The sequence below is a fragment of the Myxococcales bacterium genome (assembly GCA_016706225.1).
Classification (GTDB): Bacteria; Myxococcota_A; Polyangia; order Polyangiales; family Polyangiaceae; genus JADJKB01.
In genome coordinates this window covers 1,084,194-1,100,177 of sequence record JADJKB010000005.1, presented here as the reverse complement: position 1 = coordinate 1,100,177, position 15,984 = coordinate 1,084,194, and the positions used below count along the sequence as shown (strand labels likewise).

Genomic DNA, 15,984 nt, shown 5'->3' with positions numbered 1-15,984 from the left:
TCAGAACATGCCGAAGCGTTTTTTCTGTTTGTCTTCGCGTTGCTCGACGACAATCGCCTGCCCCGCGACGAGCCCGGCAGGGTCGGCCAGCTCGGTCCAGACACCATCGGTGATGCCCACACCGACCACTTTGTCTTCGGTGGTCTCGGAGCCGAGCGGGCCGCCGCTGATCACGTAGACGCGGCCTTTGCCCGGGTCGAGCGGTGGGGGCGGCTTCACCGGCTTTGGCTTGCCGTCCTCGTCTTTTTCCGGGAGTGGGCGAAACCGGAGCGCGGCGTTGCGCACCGCCAATGAGCCTTTGGCCTCGCGGGTCTTGATGGTGACGGTGGCGGTCATGCCGGGACGCAGCTTGAACGCCGGGTTCGCCACCTCGATCACGGCCGAATACGTGACCACACCCTGCACGTTGTTCGGGCTGAAGCGCACCTGGGTCACGGTGCCTTCGAACTTCTCACCGACGAACGCGTCGACGACGACCTCGGCCTTCATCTTCTCTCGGATCTTGCCGACGTCGGCCTCGTCGATCTCCGCGAGCACCTGCATCTTTGCCAGGTCCTGCGCGATCACGAACAGCACCGGCGCCGAGAAGCTGGCTGCTACGGTCTGCCCCGGGTCGATGGCGCGGTTGACCACGATGCCGTCGATGGGCGAGAAGATCCGCGCGTAGGCCAGCGTCGTGCGAGCACCCGAGAGCTGCGCGCGGATCTGGGAGATTTGCGCCTTCGACGCCGCCAGATCCGCCTCGGCCACGTCGTGCTCGCCCTGTGCCTGCTCCACGTCCGCAGGCGTGGCAATGCCCTCGGCCTTGAGACCTTGCAGACGCTTGAGCCCAGCCGCCGCCGTCGAGAGGCGCGCCTGCGCGCGCTTGGCGCTCGCCTCTGCCGCCTTCAGCTGAGCGCCGGACTGACTCACCTGTGCGCCGTAGAGCGTGGGATCGATCTCCGCCAGCAGATCGCCCTTCTTCACGGTGGTGTTGAAGTCGACATGGACCTTCACGATGCGGCCGGACACCTGAGCGCCGACCTGGACCTCCGTCAGAGGTTTCACGCTGCCGGTGGACTGAACTTGCTCGACGACGTCGCGACTCTCGATGACCTCCGTGGCAAAACGCGGAGTCGGAGGCGGGCGGGTGGCGCGTCGGTACGCGCCGATGCCGCCAATCACCCCCGCCAGCACCACCACGACGGCGAGCCGGCGCAGCCAGCGCCGGGCGCCCTGGGCGCGCAGCTGTTTCTCCAACTCACGGACGGCGTCGGTCACGACACCGGGCTGGGTGCCGTTGCCATTGTCGGGGTCTGCACTCATGGGCGAAGCGGGATCGGTATAGCGCGGAGGCCCGCTGTCTGGGGACCAGGGCCCCTTTTGTGCCCCGGGCCGCCAGCCGGGGCCGGCGATTTTCCTCGTAATCTCGGGATTTTGACCGAAAGCCGAGATCGCGCCCAAGTCTACTGCCGCCCTTTTGTCCAAGCGCTTGGTGTTGAACTATCGTGACCCGTCGTATTCGACCCTGACTGACTCTCCCGTTGGTCAGGGCCGCACGCCGGGACCAGCATGTCTCAAAAGAGCGACCGTGAGCTGGTGGATGCGGCCCGAAAGGGCGATGCCGAGGCGTTCGGTGTCGTGGTCCGTCGCCACCAGAAACGCATCTACCGGCTCGCGGTGCACTTGTTGCGCGATGCCGCGGAAGCCGAGGACGTGACTCAGGACACTTTTGTGCGGGCCTACGGTGCGCTCGATCGTTTTGATGGGCGCAGCGAGCCATTCACCTGGATGTACCGGATAGCCGTGAATCTTTCTTTGAATGCCATCCGCTCGCGCAAGTCGGGGCGCAAGGCCACGACGCCGGACGATCCGCGCATCGAGGGGCTGCTCGCCGACAAGAAGAGCGTCGATGCCGACCCGGCGCGGTTGGCCGCGGATCGCCAGGCCGCACTGGCTTTGGCCGAAGGCGTCGACAACCTGAGCGAGACGCTACGCACGACGTTGATCTTGGTGAGCATCGACGGGCTGTCTCACGGCGAGGCAGCGCAGGTGCTCGGGTGCCCGGAAGGCACCGTCGCGTGGCGCGTGCACGAAGCGCGGAAAAAGCTGCGTGCCCACCTGTCGCGTCAAGGTTACTCGGAAGGTTCGGGCAAAAAATGAGCAAGCAAGATCGAGAAGAGCAGCTCCCGGAGCCCTTCGAAGCCATGCTCGGAGCTTGGCCCGTTGGTGAGCGCGAGGACGGCGCCTGGGAAGAGAGCGCGAAGTCGATCGAGGGGCGACTCGCAGCGGCCGACAGCAACGAGGACAGCGCCGCGCTCGTCGCCGCGCCACTTCCACCGGAAGCCGGCGAGCCGGGCTTTGCGAAAGAGCCAGCGGCAGACGACGCGCCGCCGCGCAGCTTGGCGGATCTGGCGCGCAGCCTGGCGGCAGAGAAACCCAAAGAGGAAGCCAACGACATCGCGCTCGAGAGCCTGTCGCTCGCGAACTCGGCCCGCGCGAGCGCACCCGCCATTGCGGATGCGGTGCGCGCCGAGGCCGCACAGATGGCGGCCGCAGCCGCGACGCGCATCAGCGCTCCGCCGCCGGTGTCGGTTCAGGGCACGCCGGGCGCGGGCGCGCCGCCGGTCGACCTCGCACGACGACGCTCCGCCGCGGGCCCGCTCGCCATGGCAGCAATCGGTCTGGTGGGCCTGGCAGCCGCCGCGGCGATCGTAGTGCGGGCTCAGCGTCAGGCAGAGCCTGCGGCTGTCGCAGCCGCGACGGTCAGCCCAGCAGCGGAGCCCGCCGCAGCAACTCAGCCTGCCGCGAGCGCCGCGGGTGACGACATCGTGGCCCTCGACGATCTCGCGCAGGGCAACCCCGAGGCCGTCGCCGGGCGACCGCAGGGCGGGGAGAAGCTCGCGCTGAAGGGCGCCGAAGCAAAACCCGAAGCCGCCCCGAAGGCCGGCAGCGCCGAGCCGGCGCCCGAGCCTCCAGCTGCCCCGGTCGCAAAACAGGAAGACAAAAAGGACGACGAAGCGGCGAAGATGAAGCCCGCCGCAACGGCGGGCGACTTGCCCGACAAACCATCGACGGGCGCGGTCCAGGCCGCCATCGGTTCGGTCATGGGCTCAGCCCGTGCCTGCGTGGCGGGCCAAGACGAAGCCTCCCGGGCCACGATCACCTTCGGCGCGGACGGTCGGGTGAAGTCGGTGGGTGTGTCGGGGAAAGCGGCCGGAACCCCCGCCGAGGCCTGCATCAAGGCCGCCCTCGGCAAGGCTCGGGTGCAGCCCTTTGCGCGCCCGAGCTTCAGCGTGGGCTCCGCGGTCCGCCCCTGAAGACCCCGGGCTCCGAGCTTGGCCCGACTCTCGTTGACAAGGCGCGCCGCGTCCCGCATATTCCCCGCCCCCCAGGCCGGAAGGCCGCGGGTTTTCGAGGATTCGCCGATGGTTTCGTCCACAAAACAGAGTGAGCGCCGCCGCGCCATCAACGCTTCCCGAGCAGGGCGCTCCAAGAAGCGAGCCCGCTCGCGCGCCACGACGCCGGCATTCCCCATCCACCCCGAGGGCTACGACGCGAAAGCGCCGGACGCCAAGAAGAAGAGCGCCTGAGAGACAGCCATGGCGAACCACCCGTCAGCAGGAAAACGTAATCGGCAGCGACTCGTTCGAACCGAGCGCAACCGCGCGGCCAAGAGCAGCGTCCGCTCCACCGTGAAGAAGGCTCGCACCGCCGTCGAGAGCGGCGACAAAGCCGTCGCAAAGAGCAGCGTCGCGTCGGCCAGCGTGGCCTTGGCCAAGGCGGCCAAGAAGGGCGTGATTCACAAGAAGACGGCGTCGCGCACCACCTCGCGCATCCAGGCCGCCCTCGCCAAGCTGGGCTGACGTCGAGCCTCCACGCGTCGTGGCGTCGCCCCACGCGCCGCGCCTGGCTGCCCCTGGAAAACCCAGGCCAACCTGCGTGCTAACATCGCTCGAGGTCGCGCCACGCGCGGACCGAGAGTCGCATGGGTAGCCCCGAGGTGGATCAGGACGAAGCGCTCGCGGGCGTGACCGTCGCCGACAAGTACCGCGTCGACCGATTGATCGGCCGCGGCGGCATGGGCGCGGTGTACGAAGCCACCAACATCGCCATCGGCAAACGCGTCGCGCTCAAGTTCCTCGACCGCGGCGCCGCCCGAGATCGCGACTCGATCGCCCGCTTCCAGCGGGAAGCCGAGGCTGCCGGCGCCGTCGAGAGCGCACACATCGTTCACATCTTCGATTCGGGCTCTACCGATGACGGCCGACCATTCCTGGTGATGGAGCTCCTGAGCGGTGAGGATCTGCGCGCGCTGCTCAAACGGGAGGGGCGCATTCCCCTGGCCGACGCCATCCACATCACCGGGCAAGTGCTGCGAGCTTTGGCCCGCGCCCACGCCGCCGGCATCGTCCACCGCGATCTGAAACCCGACAACGTCTTCTTGTGCCGCCGCGATGACGACCCGATGTTCGTCAAGATCGTCGACTTCGGCATCTCCAAGATCACACGCCGCGAGGCGACCGCGGACACGTTGACTCGCCGCGGGGTCGTGCTCGGTACGGCGTTCTACATGTCTCCGGAGCAGGCGCAGGCATTCCGCGACATCGACGGCCGCTCGGACCTCTTCAGCGTCGGCGCCATCTTGTTCGAGGCCCTGGCCGGTCGCCCACCGCACATCGGCTCGGTGTACGAAGCGGTGCTGATCGACATCTGTACCAAGGACGCTCCCAACATTCGCAGCTTGGTACCGGAGATCCCCGAGGCCGTCGCCGACGTCATCGCGCGCTCGCTGATGCGCGAGCGCGATGCACGCTGGCAGGACGCCAACGACTTCTACGACGCCCTGGGCATGGCCGCGCCGGGCCTCCTGCGCACCGGCGGGCTGGGACTGCCTCGCGCGCAGTTCGCGAGCACGAGCGACACCAATCCCATCGGCAAGGCCTCGACGCCGGGCGACCCGGCGGCGGCGAAGGTCGTGACCGCCGGCGGTACCGCGGTGCCGCTGGGAGAGGGTGCGGAACTCGTGCTCGCGAGCGGAGCATCGAATCCTCGCACCCACGCCCGACGCATCTGGGTGGCGGGCCTCGTGGGCGCGCTGGCCGCGTTCGCTGGGACCGCGGCGATCATGACCGGGCCTGGCGCGCATCGTGAACGGCCGCCGGAGCCGGACCCAACGACGCGCGCACTCCCGGCCGCTAGCGTCGTGACGCCTCCGACGCCAGCGCTGGGGGTCGCGCCAGTGGCCGATGCGGCGGCGAGCAGCGCTCCGTCCCCCGCTCTGCTGCCGGACGCAGGCCAGAACGCAGTCAAACCCGGCTGGCCCCCGAAACCCGGACTCAAGCCGGGTGCGTCGAGCCAAGCCTCAGCGAGCACGCCGCCGACGCGACCCCACCCGCCGGGTGTCGCGACGGGACTGACCTTGGACACCCACGGCCCTTGAGTCGGGCCGCCGTGTAAGAAGGGCGTGACCCCGCCGCCCCAATCGGGCAAAACCCTTGGACGGTGGTCGTGCACGCCTTGGTTACCGGACGACGGCGGCTGGTCGGGCTCGTGGCCCTCGCTGTGGCGACGACGAGTCCGCGCTCGTTTGCGCAGCCGGCAGCCACCCCGGCTGCCCCCGCCGAAGACCCAAAGACCATCGAGGCCCGGAGCCACTTCCAGAATGGCGTCAAGTTGTTCAACGGCAGCAACTGGAAGGGAGCGCTCGCGGAGTTCGACGCGGCCTACAAACTGAAACCAGGACCGAGCTCGCTGAAGAACATCGCTCTGTGTCAGAAGGAGCTGTTTCGTTACACCGACGCCATCGACACACTGAAGAAGTTGCTCGCTCGGCACCAGAGTGAGATCTCGGCGGACGAACAAAAGTCGCTGCGCGACGCCATCACCGAGCTGGGCTCCCTCGTCGGCAGCGTCGTCGTCCGGGTGACGCCTGCCGAAGCGCGGGTCTTCCTGGACGGGCGGGCGCTAGAACCGAACGAGCTCGGCGCGAGCACGCAGCTCAACACGGGAGAGCACGTAGTCGTGGCCGAGGCTCCCGGCTACGCGCGCGTCGCGCGCACGATCCGCGTCGCCGGCGCCCAGCGCGACGTGCCTATCGACCTCGCTCTCACGGCGAACGCCGGCTTCGTCTCCGTCACCAGCGATGACCCCAAGGCTGCCATCGCCATCGACGGCAAGGCCCTCGCTTTCTCGCGCTGGAGAGGACCGCTCGAACCCGGCCGTCACTACGTGCAGGTCTACCGCGACGGTTTCCGCCAGTTCGAGCAGGCCTTCGCCGTCGAAATCGGCAAGACCGTCGAGGTGAAGGCCGTGCTGGTCCCCGACGATCGGCCGAAACCGGGCGGTCCGCCCCCGCCACAGCAGCGCGGTTGGTACGCACTCCTGGCACTGTCCGGGGTGGGTCTGCGCAACGCACCCGCCGGGCTCGAGCTCGACCAGAGCCAGGTGACCGGCGGTTCGTTGGGTGTGCGGGCTGGTTATCGGATCTGGACACCGGTCGCCGTGGAGCTCCTGGTCGAAGGCGGCTCACACAAAGTCGACAAGGCCTGCGACACCAACGTGCAAGCTCGCAAGTGCGGAACCGACAACGCCTTCGAGCGCTCGTTCACCCTCGACTCGACGCGTTTCGGTCCGAACCTGCGCATCATGAGCGGAGGGGAGACGCTGCGCTTCACGTCGGTCGTCGGCGCCGGCGCAGTCCGCCACGAGATCAAGTTGGACGCTCCGGATTCGAAACAAGTCGGGGCCAGGCCATGCCCGGCGGCAGCGCCAAGGGTTGGGATCCGTACTTCCTGCTCGAGGTCGGGATCCAGTACAACTGGGGCCACCTCTTGCTCGAGCTGAACGGGCTCGTGTTCATCGACGGCGCGTCGAACGCCAAGGGGTCGCGCGACGACGGCTCGAGCTGGACACCGTTCGAAGACACCGGCGGCCTGTTGATGGGCGGCATTGGTCTGCGCGGCGGCTGGAGCGAGTGGAAGCCGCGCTGAGCGCGGACGCCGCACGGAATGCCGGCTGATCGCCGGTATCTGTCCGGCGTGACCCGGAGTTCGGTTCCGCACACGCGCGGCCGTGGTAAATGGGGGTCGCTTTTTGTGCTCGCTGGGACCAAGTGCGTCGTCGCACAACCGGCGAGCGCGCCGCCACTCCGAGGGGACAAGCCATGACGGACAGCCAAGCCATCGCGACCTTTTCAGCCGAGAACCGCCGCTTCGAACCGAGTGCGGAGTTCCGCAGCACGGCCCGCATCCAGAACAAGGCGGACTACGAGCGGCTCTACAAAGAGAGCATCGACTCCCCGGACACGTTCTGGAAGCGCGAGACCCGTGAGCTCTCGTTCCGCAAGCCGTGGACCAAGATCAGCGAGGGCGAGCTGCCCCACGTGAAGTGGTTCGTGGGGGCCGAGCTGAACGTGAGCGAGAGCTGCCTCGACCGGCAGCTCGAGCAGCGCAAAGACAAAAAAGCGATCGTTTGGGAGAGCGAGCCGGGCGAGGTCCGCAGCTGGACGTACGGCGAGCTGCACGCGGAGGTCGTACGTTTCGCAGCGGCACTGCGCCAGCTCGGCGTGAAGAAGGGCGACCGCGTAGCCATCTACATGGGCATGGTCCCCGAGGTCGTGGTCGGCATGCTGGCGTGTGCGCGCATCGGCGCTCCCCACAGCGTGGTCTTCGGCGGTTTCGCCGCCGAGTCGTTGCGTGACCGCATCAACGACTGCGGCGCCAAGGTCGTGCTCACGCAAGACGGCGCCTGGCGACGCGGGCAGGTGATCCCACTCAAGACAACGGTCGACAAAGCGGTCGAGTCCACACCGAGCATCGAAAAGGTGGTGGTTCTCCGGCGCCTGAACGACGAACTAGCGAAGGTCGAGATGAAGAGCGGGCGAGACGTGTGGTGGGACGACGTCTCGAAGGCCGCTGACCCCGCCAATGGCGCTGCCGAGATCGTCGACGCCGAACACCCGCTGTTCATCCTCTACACCTCGGGATCGACGGGCAAACCCAAGGGTGTGTTGCACACCACGGGCGGCTACCTGGCCGGCACCCACGTCTCGACCAAGTACGTCTTCGACCTCAAGGAAGACGACATGTACTGGTGCACGGCGGACGTCGGCTGGGTGACCGGCCACAGCTACATCGTGTACGGCCCACTCTCCAACGGAGCCACGTGTTTGATGTACGAGGGCGCGCCGAATTTCCCGGACTGGGGCCGCTTCTGGCAGATCATCGAGAAACACCAGGTCTCGATTCTCTACACCGCGCCCACCGCTATCCGTGCCTTCATCCGCGCCGGCAACGACTGGGTAAAAAAGAGCAACCTCGACAGCCTGCGCCTGCTCGGCACGGTGGGTGAGCCCATCAATCCGGAGGCGTGGATATGGTACCACGAGCTCGTCGGCGCCAAGCGCTGCCCGATCGTGGACACGTGGTGGCAGACCGAGACGGGCGCGATCATGCTCGTGACCCTGCCCGGCGCCGTTCCCAGCAAACCCGGGTCGACGGGGCTGCCGTTCTTCGGTGTGCGTCCCGAGGTCGTGACGACGGACGGCAAGGGCGTCGGCGCCAACGAAGGCGGGCTGCTCGTCATGCGCCAGTCGTGGCCGAGCATGTTGCGCACCATCTGGGGGGACGACGAGCGCTTCGAGCAACAGTACTTCAGTGAAATCCCCGGCAACTACTTCACGGGCGACGGGGCGCGCTGCGACGAGGACGGGTACTTCCACGTCGTCGGCCGCATCGACGACGTCCTGAACGTCTCCGGTCACCGCATCGGGACCGCAGAGATCGAGAGCGCGCTGGTCTCGCACAAGTCGGTGGCGGAGGCCGCGGCCGTGGGTCGCCCGGACGACCTGAAGGGGCAAGCCCTGGTGGTGTTCGTGACGCTGAAACCAGGGTTTTCCGCCGGGGATGAGCTCGTCAAGCTGCTGAAAGCCCACGTCGGGCAAGAGATCGGGAAGTTCGCAGCGCCCGATGAGATCCGTTTTGCCGACAGCCTACCCAAGACCCGCAGCGGCAAGATCATGCGTCGGCTCTTGAAGGACATCGCCGCCGGCCGCGAGACCAAAGGTGACGTGTCCACGCTGGAGGACCTGAACGTTCTGGCAAAGCTCCGCAGCACGGAAGAGTGAGCCGCGCTGGGGCCGCGACGTGGGAGCGGTCGGCTCCTGATTCAGAATCGGCTTTCGCCCGACACGGCCAGGCCCGATTCAGAGTCCGAGCAGCTCGAGCAAGATCCGATGACCCTGTCGGAAGTGCTCGAGCTCGGCTTGTTCGTTGGGGGCGTGATAGTACGTGCTGCGCCCAAAGCCGGTGATCTGCACGTCGAAACCGCGCCGCGAGAGAGCGCGCACCAGCGGTAGCGAGCCCGTCATGCTGTAGGGTTTGGGCTCGATTCCGGGTCGCGCAACGCGGAGCGCACGGATCAGCGCGTCGAGACCCGGCGAGTCGAGCCGACAAGCGATGCCCTCGATACCACGGCCCACCCGCGAGAGCTTCACGTGGCCGCGCTCTCCCGCCTGGGTATGAGTGCGCGGGAAACCGCGGGGCGGATCGCGTGCTTCGATTCTGCGGTCGAGCTCGGCGACGAAGCTCTCCGCGCCACCAATGGCCTCCGCGAGGTCGAAGAACGGTGTCAGGCGGATATCGCCCTCGATCACCGCCAGGGCCGGGATCTTGGTGAGCTTGTCGTTCGGGACGTGCATGCGTGTGGCCTTCAACGTCGACGCTGACTGAAAACCCCACGTCTCCTCGTCGGGGTGGGCCGCGTAACGCTGCTCGAACCACTCCACGAGCGCGCGCGCTGCCGCCGCGCCAAGCTCGAGGGCGTTGACGCAGTTCTGAGTCATGCCCGAATGCCCGCCCACACCGCTTGCCTCGAGCCGCCACATGGCCATGCCGCCCGTGCCGACGGTGGGACCGAAGTCCGCGCTGTCGAGCCAGTAGATCGTGCCCCGCGCCAGGTCGTCCAGGGCACCGACCGACGCCGCGTAGTCTAGCCCGATCTCCGGCAGCGGAGCCTCTTCTTCGTTCGAGATCAGGACCACCTTCAGCGTGGGCCTCGGCTTCTGCCCGGTCTCGGCCAGGGTCTTGACGAGATCCGCCAGGAGCGCGACGTGCCCCAGGCAGTCGGTGACACCACGCCCGTAGAGCACGCCGCGGTCGACCTCGAGCTTCCACGGGTCGCGCGTCCAACCTTCGCCCTCGCGATCCGCCGGGACCACGTCGAAGTGCGCGCCAACGAAGCCGATGATCTCGCCCGAGCTGCCGGGGAGTGTCAGCACGAGGTTCGGCCTGCGCTCGTGGCCGGGAGCCGAGAGCAGCTCGGCGCGCACGCTGCCCGAGGCGATCTCCGGCGCGAGCAACTCGAGCACCCGATCGGCGGCGAGCTTCTCTTCGGGGATGAGCCCCGCGGACGGCGAGTTCGCGAGCCGCGGGCCGTAGGCCACCAGCTCCGACAAGAGTCGCAGAAATCGGGGTTCGTTCAGCTCTAGATCTCCCACCCGGCGCGAATAACACGGCGAGCCGCGAGCGCCCGCGCGAAATTCACGACCCACCCGGGAGCCGTGCAGCCCGCTCTGCCCGAGCCCGCAGCGAGTGCGGGCAGCGCGGCTGTAGTCTATGCTGCGCGCCGATGCGCCCCGTGATTATCGGCGCCGGCCGCGGAAGCAGGCTGGGGTCGGAAACCGACGAAATCCCGAAGACGCTCGTGCAGGTGATGGGCCGGCCGATGCTGGACTTCATCCTTGACGCGCTGGCCCAGGCTGGATTCACCCGCAGCGACGTGGTGTTCGTGTGTGGCTACGCCGAAGACGTCGTGCGCGCCCGCTACCCGGAGTTCACCTTCGTGCGGAACACGAGCTGGCAGAGCAACAACATCTTGCTCTCGCTGCTGTGTGCCCGTGAGCACCTGACTCAGGGTTTCGTCTCGACCTACGCGGACATCGTCTACGAAGGCGCTGTGGTCGAGAAGCTGGTCGCCGCCAGGGAGCCGATCGTACTCGGCTGCGACACCGAGTGGCGCCGCCGTTATTCCAAGCGCTCCTTGCATCCGGAGTCGGACGCCGAAAAACTGTGCGCCGACGGCCGTCGTGTGACGCGGCTCAGTCGCCACATTCCGAGCGACGAGGCGAGCGGCGAGTTCATCGGTGTGATGAAGCTCGACCGACTCGGCGCGAGTGAGCTCCTCGGCGCGTTCGACCGCGCGGAGGCCGAATACTCCGGGAAAGTCTTCCGCGAAGGTCGGGAGTTCCAGAAGGCGTACCTGATCGACCTCCTGCAGCACATGCTCGAAGGCGGCAGCCAGATGGTCAAAGAGGACACCCGCGGCGGCTACATGGAGATCGACACGCGTGAGGACCTGGCGCTGGCCGAGGAGTGGTGGAACACCCGCCCTTGACCCCCACGCGAGTCACAGTCGATGAGCTGGTCGCTCGACTCGATCGCCTCCACCGCGGGCGGTCCCCCGCAGTCCTGGCCTTCGATGGCGACGGCACGCTCTGGCGCGGCGACGTCGCCGAGGACGTCTTCCACTGGATCCTCGCCCGACGCCTGCTCCTGGCAGAGGCGAAGGACCGCTTGTCGGAGATCGCCCGCGACCATCAGCTCGCGCTCACCGGCGACAGCAACGATCTCGCCCTCGGCATGTTCGAGGCCTACGCCGAGGGCCGTTTCCCGGAGCGCACGGTCTGCGAAATCATGGCCTGGTGTTTCGCGGGCCACTCGCTCGAGCACCTGCGCGCGTTGACCCGAGACGCGCTGACGGAGACCCAGCTCGACGCGCGCGTGAATCACACGCTCGATCCCGTGTTTGTTTGGGCGCGGAGCGCTGGGGTGCGGGTGGTCGTCATCTCCGCGTCCCCGCGCTTCGTCGTCGAGGAGGCAGCGCACCGTTTTGGTGTGGGCCCCGCTGACATCGCCGGCACCACCCCCGCCCTCGACGCCGGTCGTGTGCTTCCCCGGCTGGCGAGTCCCGTGCCGTACGGGCCGAGCAAGGTCCAGTTCGGCCGACAGCTGTTCGCTGACAGCGCCTGGCTCGCGAGCTTCGGCGACAGCCCGTTCGATCTGGAAATGCTCGGCGCAGCGGAGCTCGGCGTGGCCGTACGGCCCAAGCCCCAGCTGCTCGCTGCGCTGACCGCGCTCCGGCGCACGGTGATCCTGGAGGATTGAACGGGCGGCGGGCCGTGGGGGACAGCGCGAGCGTGCGAGCGCTTGTCGTTCCCCCGCAGCCGCGATAACCGTGTGGTTCGATCATGTGCAACCTCCGGGCCCTCGCCGCCGCCTCTGCCTTTCTGTCCTCGATCGCCGCGTGTGGTGGGAGTGAGCCCCCGCCGAAGACCGCGCCCAAACACCAAGAGGAGGCTGACGAGCACGCGGACGGCCCGGTGCTGGACGTCTCGGCGGAGATCGGCGCCCTCGACGAGGGCAAGATCACCAAGGCGTTCGGGGCCAGCTTGAAGAAGCTCGAGCGTTGTCTGGCGGACGGCGCCAAGCGGGTCGAGTTCATCGGGGGTCAGGCCGGGTTCTTCGTGAAGATCGACCTGCAAGGCAGGGTCGTGCATGCTCACCTGGAGAAGTCGTCGCTGGGGGACCGCGAGACCGAGCGTTGTATGCTCGATGCACTCCGCGCCGCCCAGTGGCCAGCACCGGTGGGCGGCCAGGTGGGGCTCGCCCGCAAGGGGTTCGACTTCGATCCCCCGAACGACGTGCGTCCACCCACGGAGTGGGACAGCGGCCGGGTCAGCGGCTCAATTGGCTCGCGCGCGGGTGAGATCAAGAAGTGCAAGGGAGGCGCTCCGGGTTCGTTCAGCGCGACCGCCTACGTGGGTACCGACGGGAGAGTGCTCGCGGCGGGCGTCGCAGCGTCCGACGAACAGGGAGAGGCGGTGGTGGACTGCCTGGTTGATGTGCTGAAGAGCACGAAATTCCCGTCGCCGGGCAGCTGGCCCGCCAAGGTCAGCTTCGAGCTCTGAACGGGCTTTTGGCCCGACCCTTGCGGAGCGGCCCCATCGAGTCGAAGACTCCGTGGGACATGGACCACCGGGAAGAGCGCAGCTTCAGCATCGACCTCCACCTCACGGCGACCTTCGGCGACGAGTACGAGGGGGACGAAGACGGGTATGCCTGGTTCCAGCGCTTCGAGCGCGAGCTGAAGCCGGAGCTCTTGCGCGCGGTGTTCGCGGCGCTCCGGGCTCACCCCCGCTTCAGCGCCCTACCCGCTCCCCGCGGTCGAAACCCGGACGACGCCCTGGAGATCGACATCACGTTCCGCCCCCGCCAAGCCGACTGACAGCGACGAGAGGAGAGGAGAGCAGAGGAGAGCAGAGGAATCACAGGAAGGCGGAACGGCGGAAAGAGAAAATTTTCCTTCCTGCCTTCCGCCTTCCTGTGAACTCTCTGCCTCTCTGGCCTGCTCCGCGTCGGACGCGGCGGTCGCTCCCTTACTTCTCCACTTCGGGCGCGACGTCGTCGGCCGCGAACACGCTCAACTCGAGGGCTGGTGTGGCCGCGGTCGGTGTCGCCGCTGGTGAGAGCTCGAGCCGCGCCGCACCGAGACCACTCTTGGTCAACGCGTCGCTCACGCTGCGGAGGCGCTTGGCCGCTTCCGCCGCCGGGACGTTGCCGGTCTCGCGAATGGCCACCCGACTTTCGGCATGGCGAGCCGTGATGGCGGCGATCGCGGTGATCACCTTTTGCCCGATCTCTCCCGCCGTCTCGCCGACCAGCTCCGACGAGTTGATGCGCACGACGGGCCGCCCCTCGAGCACGGAGACCTCGACCTCGCCCTGAGCGATCGGCTCGTGCAGCGCCACGGCCAGATCTCGCACGATGGCTGCGTTGTCGGCCTGCGAGGCCTCGCAGGCCGACAGCCGGCGAGCGCGCGCTTCGGCGGCGTCGAGCGCCAGCGAGAGCTTGGCCCTTTCGCCAGCAAACTCCCGCAGGTGCTCACCGGTTCGACCGAGCTCTCCGCGCAGCTGTTCCACCATCTCCGTGGCGAACTTTCGCTCGGTACCCGCTACGTCCGCCGAGAGTCGCTGCTCGGCCAGCTCGGTCTCGAGCTGCTCCAGCTTCCTCTCGCGCAAGCTCAGTGATGCGTGCAGCCGCTCCATGTCACGGCTCACCTCGGTCAGGCGCTCCTGGGTGCGACGGTGAGCCTCTTGCTCCACCCGGAATCGCCGAGCGTGCCTCTTCGTAACGAGCCGCCGGCACCACGCAGCCAACGACGCTGAAACCCACGAGCGCCAGCGCGCCCACCCGTGCAACTTGATTCATGGTCATTACCCTCACGCGACCAGGGCTCCTCGCAGCGTGAGCACGTCCAGGTGCTCCGCCAGCGTCAGCCGGTCCGCATCACACATCCTGACGAAGCGAAAGGCTTGATGGGTCCCACGCACCCACACTGACCGCGCCCACACCGTGATTGGCAGACTCCGTTCCGGGAGCCGAAGCACGAGCTTCTGCAGCAATCCCTGGTGGTGCTCCGCGGGCGTACGCCCGCGGTCCACGATGATGCCGGTTGGCGAGACCTCGATGCCGCGACAGCGCGAGGCGAGCACGCCGTCGTGCGCGACGACTCCGAAATCGGTTCGTCCCCTGAGGCCCACTCGACGTTCCATGAAAATCCTCCGTGCTCCGTCGAGATCGTAGGCCCCGACTCCAGCTCGGGGCCAACTTCGAACCTACATTATCCTACCTGCGACAAGTTATCGAAGTACTTGATAAAACATGCCGCGGGCAAGTTGGCCGAGGGGAACCTGAACGCTTACCAATACCAGCGTGGAAACGAGGCTCCGCCCGCTGATCTCGGGCGCGGCGAGCGCCCTGTCGATTGCCGCTCTCGTCGCGCTGATGCCGCGCGTGGTGCGGGCGGACGAGGACCGAACCCCCGAGGTCGACCTCACCCGGATCAGCGTCTCGGATCACGAAGCCACGGCGCCGCTCACCAAGGGTGGGAACGCGGTGCTCACGCTCGATCCGAAGCTGCAGCGCGCGGCGCGGCGCCTGCTTGCGCTGGCACGTCCAGTGCAGGGCGCCGTGACGTTGATCCACGCGCGGACCGGTCGCCTGCTCGCGTTCGCCGAGTACACGCGCGGCAAGAGTCCGGAGGGTTCCGTGTTGCTCGGCGCGCGACAGCCCGCAGCCAGTGTATTCAAGCTGGTGACGACGGCGGCGCTGCTCGAGCAACGTACGGTCGATCCGCGCACCGAGGTGTGCACTTCAGGTGGAACACACGGCATCGAACGGCGCCACCTCGAGGCACCCCACACAGGTCGGGTGATCTGTTCCCCATTCTTTCTCGCCCTCGGGCACAGTCGCAACGCCGCCTACGCGCAGCTGGTGACCGAACACCTGTCCCGCGACGAGCTGGCGGACGCCGCGCGGCGTTTTGGCTTCAATCAGTCCCTGCCGTTCGACGCCAAGATTCCGCTCGGCACGTCGTCGTTGCCGTTCGGCGATCTCGAGTTCGCGCGCGCGGCAGCCGGTTTCACCGGAAGCACACTGTCGCCGCTCGGCGCGGCCCAGCTCGCGTACACGGTCGCCGCGGGTGGCCGCCGCATCCGGGTGCGGATCGTTGCCAAAAGTGAGGGCTTCGAGGCCCCGGATCAGCGCGAAATGTTGGGTCGAGTCACCGACGATTGGACCGCGAGTCGCCTGCTGAAAATGATGGAGGTCACGGTGCGCGAGGGGACCTCCGCCGAAGCCTTCAGCGATCCGACCGGGCGCCCCTACCTGCCTCGCGTGCGGGTCGCGGGCAAGACCGGAACTCTGCAGGCGAACAAGGGCGGCCCCACTACCAGCTGGTTCACGGGTTTTGCTCCGAGCCGCAAGCCTGAGGTCGTGGTCAGCGTGATGCTCGAGAACGGCAAGTCCTGGCGGCGCAAGGCCAACGAGGTCGCGCGCGACATGCTGCGCGTCTACTTCCACCAGCGTGGTCGCCGTGGCGTGTCCGATCCGTTCCAGGACCCGCCGCCCGCCTCCCGCGGCTCGAAGCCCGACAGCGAGTAGCGGC

General features: G+C 67.7%; 18 protein-coding genes. 13 read left to right on the top strand and 5 right to left on the bottom strand.

Going from position 1 to position 15,984, the window contains the following annotated elements; translation table 11 throughout:
- Positions 1 to 1,305 (bottom strand): efflux RND transporter periplasmic adaptor subunit, encoded by a 1,305-nt coding sequence (locus IPI67_12520; protein MBK7581023.1) that lies wholly within the window; start codon positions 1,303 to 1,305, stop codon positions 1 to 3.
- A 246-nt stretch (positions 1,306 to 1,551) separates the two neighbouring features.
- On the opposite strand from IPI67_12520, the gene IPI67_12515 reads away from it, so the two are divergent.
- The 8 genes from IPI67_12515 to acs all read left to right on the top strand — a co-directional run bounded on the left by IPI67_12515 (position 1,552) and on the right by acs (position 9,106).
- Positions 1,552 to 2,142, top strand: coding sequence for a sigma-70 family RNA polymerase sigma factor (locus IPI67_12515; GenBank protein ID MBK7581022.1), 591 nt, complete (start codon positions 1,552 to 1,554; stop codon positions 2,140 to 2,142).
- Positions 2,139 to 3,299 carry a hypothetical protein gene (locus IPI67_12510; GenBank protein ID MBK7581021.1) on the top strand — a complete coding sequence of 387 codons (1,161 nt, stop codon included), beginning with the start codon at positions 2,139 to 2,141 and terminating at the stop codon, positions 3,297 to 3,299. Before IPI67_12515 ends, IPI67_12510 begins: the two co-directional genes overlap by 4 nt.
- 108 nt (positions 3,300 to 3,407) lie before the next feature.
- Positions 3,408 to 3,572 carry a hypothetical protein gene (locus tag IPI67_12505; protein MBK7581020.1) on the top strand — a complete coding sequence of 55 codons (165 nt, stop codon included), beginning with the start codon at positions 3,408 to 3,410 and terminating at the stop codon, positions 3,570 to 3,572.
- 9 nt (positions 3,573 to 3,581) lie between these two features.
- Positions 3,582 to 3,845 carry a 30S ribosomal protein S20 gene (gene rpsT / locus IPI67_12500; protein ID MBK7581019.1) on the top strand — a complete coding sequence of 88 codons (264 nt, stop codon included), beginning with the start codon at positions 3,582 to 3,584 and terminating at the stop codon, positions 3,843 to 3,845.
- 122 nt (positions 3,846 to 3,967) lie between these two features.
- Positions 3,968 to 5,422, top strand: coding sequence for a protein kinase (locus tag IPI67_12495; GenBank protein MBK7581018.1), 1,455 nt, complete (start codon positions 3,968 to 3,970; stop codon positions 5,420 to 5,422).
- Positions 5,423 to 5,490: 68 nt separating this feature from the next.
- A complete protein-coding gene (locus IPI67_12490; GenBank protein MBK7581017.1) occupies positions 5,491 to 6,825 on the top strand; it encodes a PEGA domain-containing protein in 1,335 nt (444 codons plus the stop codon).
- Complete coding sequence (locus IPI67_12485) at positions 6,813 to 6,971, top strand: hypothetical protein (protein MBK7581016.1); 159 nt, start codon at positions 6,813 to 6,815, stop codon at positions 6,969 to 6,971. Before IPI67_12490 ends, IPI67_12485 begins: the two co-directional genes overlap by 13 nt.
- A 173-nt stretch (positions 6,972 to 7,144) precedes the next feature.
- The gene (acs, locus tag IPI67_12480) at positions 7,145 to 9,106 is read left to right on the top strand and encodes an acetate--CoA ligase (protein ID MBK7581015.1); all 1,962 of its coding nucleotides are present in this window, start codon (positions 7,145 to 7,147) and stop codon (positions 9,104 to 9,106) included.
- A 78-nt stretch (positions 9,107 to 9,184) separates the two neighbouring features.
- Here the strand turns inward: acs and IPI67_12475 are convergent, their stop codons facing one another.
- Positions 9,185 to 10,477, bottom strand: a complete 1,293-nt coding sequence (locus IPI67_12475) for a M20/M25/M40 family metallo-hydrolase (GenBank protein ID MBK7581014.1) — start codon at positions 10,475 to 10,477, stop codon at positions 9,185 to 9,187.
- Between the two features lie 131 nt (positions 10,478 to 10,608).
- Here IPI67_12475 and IPI67_12470 point away from each other — a divergent pair, with 131 nt between their 5' ends.
- The 4 genes from IPI67_12470 (at position 10,609) to IPI67_12455 (ending at position 13,263) form a co-directional block, all read left to right on the top strand.
- Positions 10,609 to 11,373 (top strand): NTP transferase domain-containing protein, encoded by a 765-nt coding sequence (locus IPI67_12470; GenBank protein ID MBK7581013.1) that lies wholly within the window; start codon positions 10,609 to 10,611, stop codon positions 11,371 to 11,373.
- Positions 11,370 to 12,143, top strand: coding sequence for a haloacid dehalogenase-like hydrolase (locus tag IPI67_12465; protein ID MBK7581012.1), 774 nt, complete (start codon positions 11,370 to 11,372; stop codon positions 12,141 to 12,143). Before IPI67_12470 ends, IPI67_12465 begins: the two co-directional genes overlap by 4 nt.
- Positions 12,144 to 12,226: 83 nt before the next feature.
- Positions 12,227 to 12,946 (top strand): hypothetical protein, encoded by a 720-nt coding sequence (locus IPI67_12460; protein MBK7581011.1) that lies wholly within the window; start codon positions 12,227 to 12,229, stop codon positions 12,944 to 12,946.
- A gap of 59 nt (positions 12,947 to 13,005) precedes the next feature.
- Positions 13,006 to 13,263, top strand: coding sequence for a hypothetical protein (locus IPI67_12455; protein ID MBK7581010.1), 258 nt, complete (start codon positions 13,006 to 13,008; stop codon positions 13,261 to 13,263).
- Positions 13,264 to 13,414: 151 nt separating this feature from the next.
- Here IPI67_12455 and IPI67_12450 read toward each other — a convergent pair whose 3' ends face one another.
- Genes IPI67_12450 through IPI67_12440 form a run of 3 tightly spaced genes read right to left on the bottom strand, consistent with a single transcriptional unit; the run spans position 13,415 to position 14,590 of the window.
- Positions 13,415 to 14,083 carry a hypothetical protein gene (locus tag IPI67_12450; protein ID MBK7581009.1) on the bottom strand — a complete coding sequence of 223 codons (669 nt, stop codon included), beginning with the start codon at positions 14,081 to 14,083 and terminating at the stop codon, positions 13,415 to 13,417.
- A 1-nt stretch (position 14,084) separates the two neighbouring features.
- Positions 14,085 to 14,246 (bottom strand): hypothetical protein, encoded by a 162-nt coding sequence (locus IPI67_12445; protein ID MBK7581008.1) that lies wholly within the window; start codon positions 14,244 to 14,246, stop codon positions 14,085 to 14,087.
- Between the two features lie 11 nt (positions 14,247 to 14,257).
- Positions 14,258 to 14,590, bottom strand: coding sequence for a hypothetical protein (locus IPI67_12440; GenBank protein MBK7581007.1), 333 nt, complete (start codon positions 14,588 to 14,590; stop codon positions 14,258 to 14,260).
- Positions 14,591 to 14,750: 160 nt separating this feature from the next.
- Here IPI67_12440 and IPI67_12435 point away from each other — a divergent pair, with 160 nt between their 5' ends.
- Entirely contained in the window at positions 14,751 to 15,980 is a 1,230-nt protein-coding gene (locus tag IPI67_12435; protein ID MBK7581006.1) for a penicillin-binding protein, read from the top strand.
- The last annotated feature ends 4 nt before the right edge of the window (positions 15,981 to 15,984 follow it).

Excerpts from the sequence above, each read along its gene's own strand:
- rpsT (MBK7581019.1), top strand. The coding sequence starts at position 3,582 with ATGGCGAACCACCCGTCAGCAGGAAAACGTAATCGGCAGCGACTCGTT.
- IPI67_12520 (MBK7581023.1), bottom strand. The coding sequence starts at position 1,305 with ATGAGTGCAGACCCCGACAATGGCAACGGCACCCAGCCCGGTGTCGTG.
- IPI67_12455 (MBK7581010.1), top strand. The coding sequence starts at position 13,006 with ATGGACCACCGGGAAGAGCGCAGCTTCAGCATCGACCTCCACCTCACG.
- IPI67_12445 (MBK7581008.1), bottom strand. The coding sequence starts at position 14,246 with ATGAATCAAGTTGCACGGGTGGGCGCGCTGGCGCTCGTGGGTTTCAGC.
- IPI67_12460 (MBK7581011.1), top strand. The coding sequence starts at position 12,227 with ATGTGCAACCTCCGGGCCCTCGCCGCCGCCTCTGCCTTTCTGTCCTCG.
- IPI67_12510 (MBK7581021.1), top strand. The coding sequence starts at position 2,139 with ATGAGCAAGCAAGATCGAGAAGAGCAGCTCCCGGAGCCCTTCGAAGCC.
- IPI67_12495 (MBK7581018.1), top strand. The coding sequence starts at position 3,968 with ATGGGTAGCCCCGAGGTGGATCAGGACGAAGCGCTCGCGGGCGTGACC.
- IPI67_12450 (MBK7581009.1), bottom strand. The coding sequence starts at position 14,083 with ATGGAGCGGCTGCACGCATCACTGAGCTTGCGCGAGAGGAAGCTGGAG.
- acs (MBK7581015.1), top strand. The coding sequence starts at position 7,145 with ATGACGGACAGCCAAGCCATCGCGACCTTTTCAGCCGAGAACCGCCGC.
- IPI67_12505 (MBK7581020.1), top strand. The coding sequence starts at position 3,408 with ATGGTTTCGTCCACAAAACAGAGTGAGCGCCGCCGCGCCATCAACGCT.
- IPI67_12515 (MBK7581022.1), top strand. The coding sequence starts at position 1,552 with ATGTCTCAAAAGAGCGACCGTGAGCTGGTGGATGCGGCCCGAAAGGGC.
- IPI67_12440 (MBK7581007.1), bottom strand. The coding sequence starts at position 14,590 with ATGGAACGTCGAGTGGGCCTCAGGGGACGAACCGATTTCGGAGTCGTC.
- IPI67_12470 (MBK7581013.1), top strand. The coding sequence starts at position 10,609 with ATGCGCCCCGTGATTATCGGCGCCGGCCGCGGAAGCAGGCTGGGGTCG.